At 72.5% G+C, this 12852-nt stretch carries 7 protein-coding genes; 4 read left to right on the top strand and 3 right to left on the bottom strand.

Going from position 1 to position 12852, the window contains the following annotated elements:
* Positions 1-12: 12 nt before the first annotated feature.
* Positions 13-705: a TetR/AcrR family transcriptional regulator gene (locus ACYVLQ_RS30245; protein WP_460700942.1), complete on the bottom strand. Its 693-nt coding sequence runs from the start codon at positions 703-705 to the stop codon at positions 13-15.
* 53 nt (positions 706-758) lie between these two features.
* Here ACYVLQ_RS30245 and ACYVLQ_RS30250 point away from each other — a divergent pair, with 53 nt between their 5' ends.
* Entirely contained in the window at positions 759-2222 is a 1464-nt protein-coding gene (locus ACYVLQ_RS30250; protein ID WP_460700943.1) for a cytochrome P450, read from the top strand.
* Here ACYVLQ_RS30250 and ACYVLQ_RS30255 read toward each other — a convergent pair.
* Both ACYVLQ_RS30255 and ACYVLQ_RS30260 read right to left on the bottom strand, forming a co-directional pair.
* The gene (locus ACYVLQ_RS30255) at positions 2219-3094 is read right to left on the bottom strand and encodes a serine hydrolase (protein ID WP_460700944.1); all 876 of its coding nucleotides are present in this window, start codon (positions 3092-3094) and stop codon (positions 2219-2221) included. The two genes, ACYVLQ_RS30250 and ACYVLQ_RS30255, sit on opposite strands and share 4 nt — an antisense overlap.
* 110 nt (positions 3095-3204) lie before the next feature.
* A complete protein-coding gene (locus ACYVLQ_RS30260; RefSeq protein ID WP_460700945.1) occupies positions 3205-3411 on the bottom strand; it encodes a hypothetical protein in 207 nt (68 codons plus the stop codon).
* Between the two features lie 356 nt (positions 3412-3767).
* Here ACYVLQ_RS30260 and recC point away from each other — a divergent pair, with 356 nt between their 5' ends.
* The 3 genes from recC to recD are packed head-to-tail and all read left to right on the top strand — an operon-like array spanning position 3768 to position 12849.
* Entirely contained in the window at positions 3768-7178 is a 3411-nt protein-coding gene (gene recC, locus ACYVLQ_RS30265) for an exodeoxyribonuclease V subunit gamma (RefSeq protein ID WP_460700946.1), read from the top strand.
* The gene (locus tag ACYVLQ_RS30270) at positions 7175-10969 is read left to right on the top strand and encodes a UvrD-helicase domain-containing protein (RefSeq protein WP_460700947.1); all 3795 of its coding nucleotides are present in this window, start codon (positions 7175-7177) and stop codon (positions 10967-10969) included. The genes recC and ACYVLQ_RS30270 overlap by 4 nt, the downstream gene beginning before the upstream one ends.
* Entirely contained in the window at positions 10966-12849 is a 1884-nt protein-coding gene (gene recD / locus ACYVLQ_RS30275) for an exodeoxyribonuclease V subunit alpha (protein WP_460700948.1), read from the top strand. The genes ACYVLQ_RS30270 and recD overlap by 4 nt, the downstream gene beginning before the upstream one ends.
* The last annotated feature ends 3 nt before the right edge of the window (positions 12850-12852 follow it).

Raw genomic sequence — 12852 nt, forward strand, 5'->3', positions numbered from 1 at the left:
ACCCATCGGCAGTCACGATGAACTCCCACTGTCGGCGAGTCTCGGCGCGGGGGCGGCGGCGGGGTCGACGACGATCGGCCCGACCAGTGATTCGGCGCCGATACTCTCGACGGTCGGCCACAGAAATGCCGCGAGGCGTTCGACGTAGTCCTCGCGCGAACGGGCCGGATCCTGCGCCCAGGCCTCGGCCGACATCAGGATGGCGCCGACGGTCGCGGTGGCCCAGATCCGCGCCAGGGCCGGGTCGGCGTCCAGGCGGCGCAGGATGGTGTCGAAAACGGCGGTGGCCCAATCGGATACGCGGCTGAAAAACGGGCGGTGCTCGGTATCGCCGCTCTCCAGCCGCTGCATCATCACGTGGTGCAGGTTCGGGTTGGACTCGACGAAATCGCACATCAGCCGCACCACGGCGAACAGCAGCCGCCGCGCGGGCAGCGGCTGGGCGAGGACGGCGTCCGCGGCGGCGATGATGTTCTCCATATGCCGCTGGGCGAGCGCGTCTATCAGCGCTGGGAGGTCCGGGAACACCGCGTACACGGCGGTGCGGGCGTAGCCCGCCTCGGCGGCGATCTGCGCGATGGTCATATGCGTGCCCGCGCGCTCGATCACGCGCTCGGCGGCGTCGAGGATCTCCGCGCGCCGCTGCCCGGGGGCGGGGGACGGCCCCGGCGGGCGGCCTCGCGGTCGTGCTGTGTCCCTTGTCACAGCGCCCACTCTACAGGTAATGTACAAGCCGTACTTTAAACGGGAGGCTTGCCATGGTCAGCGTCGACCCTCGAGCGCGTCGTGCCGAACGAGAGAACCTCGGCTTCATCGAAATTCCGGACCGCCATCCGATCGACCGGGTGCTGCGCCTGCTGCCCGCCCGCGAGCAGACCCTCGCGACGCCGCCGCGCGGCAGCGGGCGCCGGGCCGTGCACGGCGACGCCGGGCTGCCGTACCTCGGGCGCACCCTGCAGTATCTGCGCTGGGGCCCGGCGGAAATGCTGGACCGCTACCACCGCTACGGCCCGGTCGGCTACAACCGCTCGCTCGGCGTGGACCGGGTGCTGGTGGCGGGCCCGCAGGCCGTCGACGAGGTAGTGGGCAAGCGGCGCAACGACTTCGGGCAGGGCTGGGACTATCTGATCGGCCCGTTCTTCCGGCGCGGCCTGCTGCTGCTGGAATTCTCCGAGCACATGTTCCACCGGCGGATCATGCAGCAGGCGTTCACGCGCGAGCGGCTCGAGGCGCACCTGGCCGAGCTGGCGCCGGTGGTGGACGCCGCCATCGATCGCTGGGCGCGCACGGGATCGCGGCAGGTGCGGCTGTATCCGACGATCAAGGATATGACGCTCGACATCGCCGCCGAGACGTTCATGGGCGTGCACACCGGTCCGGAGCGTGAGCGGCTCGGACGGGCGTTCGTCGACGCTACGCACGCACCCCTGGCGCTGGTGCGGCTGCCGCTACCGGCCACCGCGTGGCGCGCGGGGCTGCGCGGGCGCAAGGTGCTGGAGGAGTACTTCACCAGAATGCTGCCGGAGAAGCGGTGCTCGCAGGGCGCCGACTTCTTCTCCGCGCTGTGCCACGCCCGCACCGAGGACGGGGAGACGTTCTCCGACGAGGACGTGGTCAACCACATGATCTTCCTGATCATGGCCGCGCACGACACCACGACCACCACGGCCACCGCCGTCGCCTACTACCTGGGGCGGCATCCGGAGTGGCAGCGGCGAGTGCGCGCGGAGGCGCTGGCGCTGCGGGAGCGCACCGGTGACGCACCGCCGACCATCGCGGACCTGGACCGGTTGCGCGATCTGGATCTGGTGATCAAGGAAAGCCTGCGGCTGGTGCCGCCGGTGCCGGGCCTGGTGCGCCGCGCGGTGCGCGATACCGAGGTCTGCGGGCACTACATCCCCGCCGGGACGCAGGTCGACGTCGCCTACGGCGTCAACCACCTGCTGCCCGAACTGTGGTCGCATCCGGCGCGTTTCGATCCGGAGCGGTTCGGCGAGGACCGCCGCGAGGACAAGTCGCACCGGCTGGCCTGGATGCCGTTCGGCGCGGGCGCGCACAAGTGCATCGGCATGCACTTCGGCCTGCTCGAGGTGAAGGTGATCCTCGCCGCGATGGTCCGCGACTACGAATGGCGAATCCCCGACGACTACCTGATGCCGTGGGGATTTACCACCATCCCGTTCCCGCGCGACGGGGCCCCGATGCTGCTGCGGCGGCGCTAGCGGAACAGCAACTCCGCCACGTGGGTCGTGGTCTGCTCGCCGTCGGTGTAGCCGCCCTGGTTGCCGACGTCGTTCATGATCGCGACCGTGAAGCGCTCGTCGGGACCGGCGAAGCCGACCGAGTTGACCACCCAGCCGCCCTGCTCGTCGGACCAGCCGTTCTTGAGGCCGGGCCGCATGCCCTCGCCCGCGCCCCAGACGCCCCAGTGCTGGTTGGTGTCCACGCTGCGCATGCGGTCGAGCAGGTAGGCGCGGTCGTCGGGGTGCATGGTGTCGAGCACGTTGTTCATCAGCCGGTCCAGGTCCGTGGGCGAGGCCTGCAGGAAGCCCCAGTCCGGGAAGGGGTGGCGGGGGTCGGTGGTCGGGTGCGGGGTCAGTCCGGTCATGCCGTTGGCGCGGAAGGCGTTGACGAACGCCATGCGGTCCGGCCCGGCGTACTTGTTCCAGAGGTAGTCGGCGGCGGCGTCGTTGGAGGTGGCCAGCATGGATTCCAGCTGGCGGCGGTCCTCCGGGGTGAACACGATGGCGCCGACGCGGGCGCGGTTGATGACATCCTCCGCGATGGCCAGCTTGATGGTGGACGCGGTCCAGAACATGGAGTCGGCGTTGCCGTTGGAGTACACGTTGCCGGTAACCCGGTCGCGCACAACGTAGCCCGTGGTTCCGGGCCTGCCCGCGAGATAGGAGTCGACGGCGGCGATGCGACTGCCGAGATTGCAGTCACCGGCACAGCTCTGGTGGGCGGGCAGTGCCGAGGCGGGGGCGGACTGCAGGACGGGGGCACCCGCGATCAGGACGACGGCAACGGCGCAGGCGCCGGCGGCCAGGCGGGTGGGACGAGTGGCGCTCGAGGCGGCCCGGGGATAACGCACGGTGAGCCAGGATAGCCACGGTGGCGCTCGTCTCGCACGTCTTGAGCTCAGCCGCCCGGTGTGCTAGCGGCGGCGGTGGTTGGGCCGCACCGCTTTTCGATGCGGTGGTTTCAGTGAAATGCGGCGAGCAGATCCTCGACGCTGCGTCCGTTGAGCCGGTAGCAGTGGGCGAAGGCCTCGGCGTGCGCGTCGCGGGGCCAGGCGTGTAGGACGGCGGCGCGGCCGTAGTGGCGCGAATTGACCAGCTCCCAGCGGTCACCGACCCGGCGGACCGTGAAGCCGGATCTCGGCAGCAGGGGAATCACCGTCGCAGACATGAACCGAACCAGCCTTTCGATACCGCTCTCCCGTTACCTCCCCGCCGAGCACTGTGGCACATCACACCGCGGCATCCGGTGTGACACGCGGGGGCGAAATGCGGTCATCGGAGACCGCCGGGCATGATGGGCGATTCGGTTGTGTTGCTGGTAATTTGGTGCTTCCGGCAATTTCGGCCAAAGCGGTGGTCAGCGACTGTGCGGTGGGGTAACCGAAAGAGGACCGGCGGGTATGTCGCCGGAAGTCCGAGTCGCGGCGGGGGATGGGGTCCGGGGGTTTGTAGGATCGGCCGGCGACAGGCAACCACGAGGCATCCGGGCGGAACAGGGACGGACCAGCGAGCGAGAGGCGGCCGATGGCGCTGCACATCCACCGAGCCGAGCGTGCGGACACGCTCGCCGGTGCGCTGGCGACCCTGCTGTCGGCGCCCCTGCCGGACCCCTTCACCGGCGAGGTGGTGGCGGTGCCCGCGAAGGGCGTGGAGCGCTGGCTGAATCAGCGGTTGTCGGCCGTGCTGGGCGCTACCGCGGGCGACGGGGTTTCGGCGAATATCGACTATCCATCGCCGTCGTCGCTGGTGGCGACCGTACTCGCCGGTGTGAGCGAGGTATCGGCGCAGGACGATCCGTGGGTGCCCGAACGAGTGGTGTGGGCGTTGCTGCGGGTGCTGGACGCGTCCGTGTCCGAGCCGTGGTGTGTGGTGCCCGCTCGTCACCTCGGCGCCGGGACGGACGGCGGGACCCATCGATCGGGGCGCCGGTTCGCCACCGCGGCGCGGATCGCGGCGCTGTTCGACGGCTACGCCACCCAGCGTCCCACCTTGATCGCCGACTGGACCGCCGGTGCGGACACCGACGGCTGCGGGTCGCCGCTGCCGGAGGACCTGGGCTGGCAGCCCGAACTGTGGCGGCGCCTGCGCGCGGAGATCGACAGCCCCAGCCCGGCGGAACGGCTCGAATCCGCCTGCGCGCGACTGCGGTCCGAGCCGTCGACCGTCGATCTTCCGCCACGGATCTCGTTCTTCGGCGTGACGCGCCTCACCGCCGACCAGTTGGCGGTCCTGTCCGCATTGGGGGAGGGTCGCGACGTGCACCTGTGGGTGGTGCACCCGAGTCCGGGGATGTGGGCGGAGCTGGAGTCGTTGCCGGACGGTGCGCGCGACGGTGACCACACCGATTCCACTGGAACGGAGGATGTTTCGGGGTCGATCGGGCTGCCTCGGGCCCTCGACGACAGCGCGCTGGTGGTGGGGCATCCATTGCTGGCGGCTCTCGGACGGGATGTGCGGGAGCTGCAGCAGCGGTTGCGAGCACTCGGGCCGGTCATCGACAACTACCACTCCGCGTACGGCGAAACGGGTTCGCGCACTGTGCTTTCCGCGCTGCAGGGCGGGATTCGCGGGGATGTGTGGCCGCCCGCCGAGGCGATCGCGGCCGACGGGACCGTGCAGGTGCACTCCTGCCACGGTCCGGCGCGGCAGGTGGAGGTGCTGCGCGATGTGCTGCTGGGGCTGTTCGCCGCGGACCCCTCGCTGGAGCCGCGCGATGTGGTGGTGATGTGCCCGGACGTGGAGAGCTACGCGCCGCTGGTGCGGGCGGCGTTCGGTCAGTCGCAGAGCGAAACCGGCGGGCGGGCGCCACATCCGGCGCACGGGCTGCGGGTCCGCATGGCCGACCGGTCGCAGGGCTCCGCCAACCCGGTGCTGGCCGTGCTGGAGGGACTGCTCGGCTTGGCGGACGGGCGGGTGACGGTCACCCAGGTGCTGGATCTCGCCGCGGCCGAACCGGTCCGGCTGCGCTGCGGGTTCGACGACGACGATATCGAGCGGCTGCGGGAGTGGGCCGCCGAGACCGGCGCGCGGTGGGGTATCGGGCAGCGGCAGCGGCAGGCGTTCGGGCTCGGCGACTTCGCCCAGAACACGCTCAACGCCGCCGTCGACCGCATCCTGCTCGGCGTCACGGCGGGCGAATCCTCCGAGGACTGGCTGGATCTGGCGCTGCCGCTCGAGGACGTCGACTCGGGCGACGTCGACCTGGCCGGGCGGTTCGCCGAATTCACCGACCGGCTCGCGGTGTGCGTGCGCGACCTGCGCGGGCCGACGCCCGGCGAGCCCGCCGGATCGCCGCGGCCGGCGAGCGAGTGGGCACAGGTGCTGGCCCGCGCGCTGGATCTGCTCACCGACGTCACCTACGCGCAGACGTGGCAGGCGGTGCAGGCGCGCCGGGAGCTGACCTCGGCTCTGGACCACGGGGGCGATATTCCGTTGCGGCTGACCGACATCGCCGCGCTGCTCCAGTCCCGCCTCGCCGGGCGGGCTCTGCGGGCCAACTTCCGCACCGGGGAGTTGACGGTGTGCACGATGGCGCCGCTGCGGTCGGTGCCGCACCGGGTGGTCGTGCTGCTCGGGCTCGACGACGACGTGTTCCCGCGCCCCGGCGGCGCCGACGGCGACGACGTGCTGGCGCGCGAGCCGCGGGCGGGCGAGCGCGATGCGCGCAGCGAAGACCGGCAGCTGCTGCTGGACGCGATCATGGCGGCGGGGGAGCGGCTGGTGCTCCTGCACACGGGCGCGGATCCGGTCACCGGCGCCTACCGGCCGCCCGCGATACCGGTCGCGGAGCTGCTGGACGTGCTGCGCGCGCACGCCGGTGGCCTCGACGGGGTGCTCACCCGGCATCCGTTGCAGGCCTTCGACAGTCGCAATTTCGACCCGGTGCGGCCGTTCAGCTTCGATACGGCGGCGCTGGCGGGCGCGCGGGCCGCGAGCCGCCCGGCGCGCGAGCGGGTGGCCTTCCTGCCCGAGCCGCTGCCCGCCGCGGTGCGCGCGGATGTGGAACTGGCGGAACTGGTGTCCTTCGTCGAACATCCGGTGCGCGCGTTCCTGTGGCAGCGGCTCGGCATCCGGGTGCCGGAGGAGGCGGAGGAGATCGACGAGCGGCTGCCGATCGAACTCGACGGGCTCACCAAGTGGAATATGGGCGAGCGCATGCTGGCGGCCCGGCTCACCGGGGCCGATCCGGCGGCGCTGCGGGCGGCGGAGTGGCGACGCGGCACGCTGCCGCCCTTCGGGCTCGGCGCGGCGGTGCTGACCGAGGTGGAGGACACCGTCGACCGGCTGGTGCGCGTCGCCCGGCCGATCCACGAAATTCCTTCCCGCACCATCGATATCGCGGCCGACCTGGGCGACGGGAGGCTGCTCAGTGGGACGGTGCCCGACGTGCACGACGACGCCATCGTGCGGACCACCTTCTCCCGGCTGGCCCCGAAGCATCGGATCGCCGCCTGGGTGCGGGTGCTCGCCCTGGCCACCACCGAACGGAACCAGACCTGGCGGGCGGTCACCATCGGCCGCGGCCGATTCGGCCGTCCCGCTTGGCGTTCCACGCTGACCGCGCCCAATGCCGCCGCGGCGCAGGCGATGCTGCGCGAGCTGGCGGAGTTGCGTGACGAGGGCCTGGTCGAGCCGCTGCCGATCGCGCCGACGGCCTCGTCGGTGTACGCCGAGCGGCGCTGCCAGGGCGCGAGCGCCGACGACGCGCTGCTGGCGGCGGAACAGGAGTTCCTCGGCGGCCCCAACGGCCCCAAGGCCTTCGGCGACCACACCGACCGCTACCTGCGCTACGTCTGGGGCCCGGCCCCGCGGCTGGAACACCTCGACACCCCCCTGCCCGAACCCGACCCCACCGGCGAGACCACCCGCTTCGGCGCCCTGTCCCGCCGCCTGTGGAACCCGTTGCTCGCCTGCGAATCCCAGGGGCAGCCATGACCGACGAACTCTTCTCTCTCACCGACCTCGACCAGCTCCCACCCCCACGCCGCCGCCCTCGCACTCCCCCCGTCGAACACCACGACGCTCCCCCGAACCCGACCGAGGACCTCTTCGCCCTCGACGAGCCGACGCCGGACCCCGAACAGCCGCCCGAAGCACCTTCGACCGATCCGACCGCCACCCGCCTCCCCACCGCAGCGGACCCGGTTCCCGCACGCCCTGCCGGCTCTCGCACCCGGTCCGAGGCCCCGCAAGGGGTGCGAGAACACGCGGAGGGTGCGGGAAGCGAGAGCGCGCCCGGGGCGCCCGCTGCCGCAGAGGAGGAGTACCAGTTGTCGACGCTGCCCTCCGAGGGCGTGCAGCCTGCAGCGTCGGCGCCTGATGGTGCGCAGGACGCGGTTCCCGAACTCGTCGATGGTTCGCGCGACCTGTCCGAGGCGCGGGCGGGGGCGCGGGAGCCGGCAGGAGCTGCGGGAAGTGTTGGGGGCGTGGGGGATCGGTTCGAGTTGTGCGGGGAGCTGCCTGCGGGGACGACCGTGCTGGAGGCGAGTGCGGGGACGGGGAAGACGTATGCGATCGTCGGGCTCGCGGTGCGGTTCGTGGCCGAGGCCGGGGTCGATATCTCGGAGTTGCTGCTGGTGACGTTCAGCCGGGCCGCCACGCAGGAGCTGCGGGAGCGGACGCGGGACAAGTTCGTGGCGGTGGCGGCGGCGCTGGCCGCCGCGGAGGCCGCCCGGGGCAGCGACGACGAGCTGATTCGGCACCTGGCTCGCGCCGAGGCGGCGGAGGTCGGGCGGCGGCGGGCGCGGCTGCTGTCGGCGCTGTCGGACTTCGACTCCGGCACCATCGCCACCACGCACAGCTTCTGCCAGCGGATGCTCGACGAACTCGGGCTGGCCGGGGAACACGATCCGCGGGTGCGCCTGGTCGAGAACGTCGACGACCTGGTCGCCACCGTGGCCGACGACCTGTTCCTGGCCCGCTATGCTCGCGGCGGCCCGCCGTTCTCGGTGAAGGAGGCGCATCAGCTCGCCGCCGCGGCGGTGCAGGACCGGCACGCCCGGCTGGTGCCCGACGAGGAGATCGGCGACCACCCGGCCGCGGAACGCGTCGCCTTCGCGGCGGCGGTGCGTGCGGAAACCGAACGGCGCAAACGGCTGTCGGGCCTACGCGACTTCGACGACCTGCTGGTGCTGCTGCACGACGTGCTGGCCGACCCGGAGCACGGCGAGCGCGCCTGCCGTCGCATCCGCCAGCGCTACCGGGTCGCGCTGGTCGACGAGTTCCAGGACACCGACCCCCTGCAATGGGACATCCTGCGGCGCGCCTTCCACGGCCACGCGACCCTCGTCCTGGTCGGCGACCCGAAACAGGCCATCTACGCGTTTCGCGGCGCCGAGGTCCTCAGCTATCTGGACGCCGTGGCACACGCCGACACCCGCCGCGAGCTGACCACCAACCGGCGCAGCGACGCCGGCCTGCTCGGCGCGCTCGAACACCTGATGGCCGGTGCCGCCCTGGGCCACAAGGAGATCACCGTGGCGCCCGTCGCCGCGGTCCGCCCGCACACCCGGCTGACCGGGACCGTCGAACCGCCGATCCCGCTGCGTCTGCGGTTGCTGCCGCGGGCGGGCGCCGGTCCCCGCAACGGCGCCGGATTCCCCGCGGTCGGCAGGCAGCGCGCCCGCGTGGCCGACGATCTGGCCGCCGACATCGTGCGCCTGCTCGATTCGGGCACGCATCTGGATGAGAATCCCCTCGGCCCCGGCGATATCGCGGTGCTGGTGCGCACCCGCGCGCAGATCGACCTCGTGCGCGCCGCGCTGGACAAGGTGGGCGTGGCCTCCGTACTGGCCGGGGGCGCCAGTGTTTTCGGCACCCAGAGCGCCGTCGACTGGCTGTGGCTGCTGCGGTCGCTGGAACAACCGCATCGGGCGGACCGGGTCCGTCTGGCCGCCGTGACGCCGCTGCTGGGCCTGTCGGCCCTCGAGATCGACTCGGGCGGTGCGGATCTGGTCGGCAGGCTGAGCCAGCAGCTGCGGGAGTCGGCCCGGCTGTTCGCCCGCTCGGGATTCGCGGCGGTCTTCGAGAAGCTCTCGGCCGAAACGGAGCTCGCGCCGCGGCTGCTCGCGGTGGCGGGCGGCGAACGGCAGCTGACCGACCTGCGCCACATCGCGCAGTTGCTGGACCGGGTGGCGCTGCGGGAGTCGCTGGGCCTGACGGCGCTGACCCGCTGGCTCGCCGACCGCGTGCGCGACCCGGCGTCGGGCGCGGTCTCCGACCGCAGCCGCCGTCTCGACCGCGACGCCGCCGCCGTGCAGATCGCCACCGTGCACGCGAGCAAGGGCCTGGAGTTCCCGGTCGTGTACGTGCCTTTCGCGTGGGACAGCGCGAAGAACCCGAATCCGGTGACGCTGCTGTTCCATGACGGTCCGGACCGTGTGCTGGATGTCGGCGGCCCGGAGGCCCCCGGCTACGGCGAGCGCAAGCGCCGCAGCGAGGCGGAGGAGGCGGGGGAGGAACTGCGGCTGCTCTACGTGGCGCTGACCCGGGCGCAGAGCCAGGTGGTGGCGTGGTGGGCGCCCGCCTACGGCACCGCGTTCGCGCCGCTGCACCGCATGATGCTGGGCCGGATGCCGGGCAGCGCCGAGGTACCCGGCAAATGCGAGGTGGCCCCGGATCCCGCCGTGCTGGAACAGCTTTCGGCCTGGGCCGGGTCGGCCGGGCCCGGCCTGGTCGCCATCGAACCCGTGACGAAGGCGCCCGCGGTGCGGCCGCGGTGGGATCGCGGCGAGTCCGAGGCGGGAGAGCTGGCGGTCGCGACCTTCGACCGCGTCGTCGACCCCGACTGGCGCCGCACCTCGTATTCCGCGCTGACGGCGGGCGCGCACGATGCCCACGTCGCCGCCGAGGAGACCCCGGGCTCCGACGAACCGGCCGCGCCCGTCGACTTCGATTCGGAGAGCGAAATCGCCGATGCCGCACCGTCGTTGATGAACGACCTGCCCTACGGCGCCGAGTTCGGCACGCTGGTGCACGGCGTCCTGGAAATGGTGGACACCGACGCGCCCGACCTGGCGACCGAGGTGCGGGCCCGCTGCGTCCACGCCATCGACGAGCTGATGGCCGACATCGATCCGGACGCCCTCGCCGACGCGCTCCTGGCGGTAATGCACACACCGCTCAGAGGGGGCAGCCTCGCCGCGATACCCAGCCGCGACCGGCTCAACGAGATGGACTTCGAACTGCCCCTGGCCGGAGGCGACACGCCACGGGCCGGGCGGGTCACGCTGCGGGCCGTCGCGGCGCTGCTGCGCAGGCACCTGGCGGCCGACGACCCGTTCGCCGCCTACCCCGACCAGCTCGACACCATCGACGACAGCGTGTTGCGGGGCTACCTCACCGGCAGTATCGACGCCGTGCTGCGGGTGCCCGGCCCGCGATTCGTCGTGGTCGACTACAAGACCAATCGCCTGGGCACCGAGGACCTCACCGTCGCCCATTACACCCGAGACCGCATGGCCGCCGAGATGATGCGCTCGCACTACCCGCTGCAGGCCATCCTGTATTCGGCCGCCCTGCACCGATTCCTGCGCTGGCGCCTGCCCGATTACGCGCCCGACCGGCACCTCGGCGGCATCAGCTACCTGTTCGTGCGCGGCATGATCGGCCCCGAAACCCCGCCCGGCTGCGGCGTATTCGACTGGGATCCGCCCGTCGCGCTGGTGGCGGAGCTGTCGGACCTGCTCGCCGGTCGCCTGCCGGCAGCCGCGGGGGAGGGCCGGTGACCGCTATCCAACGGGCACAGCGGGCCACCGGACTGCTGCGGACGTTCAACGCCGCGGGCGTGCTGTCCGCCGCCGACGTACACGTCGCGCTGCGCCTGGGCAGGCTGGGACGGGAGGAGTCCGAGCCGGTGCTGCTGGCCGCCGCGCTGGCGGTGCGGGCGGTGCGGTCCGGATCGGTCTGCCTCGAGCTGCGGCGCATGCACGAAATCGGCGTGGACGGTGAGGGATTCGACGCCGACGGCGATCCCGACGCGATCGATCCGGCGACGCTGCCGTGGCCGGACGGGGACGCGGTCCTCGCGGCGCTACGGGCCAGCCCGCTGGTGACCGGGAGCCCGGCCGGTCCGCTGCGGCCGCTGCGGCTGATCGAACCCGAGGGCGCCGGGCCGCTGCTGTACCTGGACCGGTACTACCGGCAGGAGCAGACGATCCGTCACGCGCTCACCGAGCGCGCCGCATCGCACCCGCTCGTCGACCCGGAAACCGTTCGGCGGCAACTGGATCGGCTGTTCCCGAAGACCGCGGGCTCCGGTGATCCGCTGGACCGCCAGCGGGTGGCGGCGGCGCTGGCCGCCACCCACTGGACCACCGTGGTGGCCGGTGGCCCGGGCACCGGCAAGACCCACACCATCGCCCGCATCCTGGCGCTGCTGGTAGCGCATCAACGAGTGGTGCCGAATGCGCCCGCGCTGCGGATCGCGCTCGCGGCGCCCACCGGCAAGGCGGCCGCGCGCCTGCAGGAATCGGTGCGCGAGCAGGCGGGCGAGCTGGCGCTGCCGGAGCTGACGGCCGCCACCCTGCACCGGCTGCTGGGCTGGCAGCGCGGCGGCGTCACCCGCTTCCGCCACCACGAATTCAACCGCCTCCCGTACGACATCATCGTCGTCGACGAGACATCCATGGTGTCGCTGACGATGATGAGCCGCCTGCTGCCCGCGGTCCGGCCCGACGCGCGGCTGGTCCTGGTCGGGGATCCGGACCAGCTCGCCTCGGTGGACGCGGGCGCCGTCCTGGCCGACCTCGTCGCGGGGCCCGTCGCGGCACAGCCCAATCCGGTCCTCGACGAAGTGCTGGGCACCGGTGGCGGCCCGGCTCGCGCGGACGCGCTGAGCGCCCGCGAACAGGACAGGTTGCGCGGCGGCATCATTCGCCTCACGCGCGGCCGTCGCTTCGGCGGCCGGATCGCCGAACTGGCGCTCGCGGTGCGCGCGGGTGATGCCGATACCGCCCTCGCGCTGCTGGCCGACGGGGGTGACGAGCTGTCGCTGCGACCGACCGAGGAGACGACGGCGGTCCGCGGCGACGTCGTGCGGGCCGCCCGGGAAACGACGGCGGCCGCGGAGCGGGGCGCGGCCGGTGCGGCACTGGCCGCGATGGAATCGCACCGGCTGCTGTGCGCGCACCGGCAGGGCCAGTTCGGCGTCGAGCGCTGGGATCGGCTGGCCGCGGGCTGGGTCGCCGCCGCGGGCATCGGCGCCGAACCCGGTGCGGGCCACTGGTTCCCGGGGCAGCCGCTGCTGGTCACCGCCAACGATCACGAGGCCCGCATCTACAACGGCGACACGGGCGTGATCGTCCGCGACACCGACGGTTCGCTGCGCGCGGCGCTGCAGCGCGGAACCGAGCCGTACCTGGTGCACCCGACGCAGTTCCCGGGCGTCACCACCGTTTACGCCATGACCATTCACCGCAGCCAGGGTAGCCAGTACGGCACCGTCTCGGTGGTGCTGCCGGGCCCCGAATCCACGCTGCTCACCCGGGAACTGCTCTACACGGCCATCACCCGCGCCCGCCACCACGTCCGCGTCATCGGGACGGAGGAGGCCATTCGCGCTGGCATCGACCGCCGCGTGCTGCGGGCGAGCGGGCTGCGCGCGTGAGCG

The sequence above is a fragment of the Nocardia thraciensis genome, assembly GCF_054782435.1.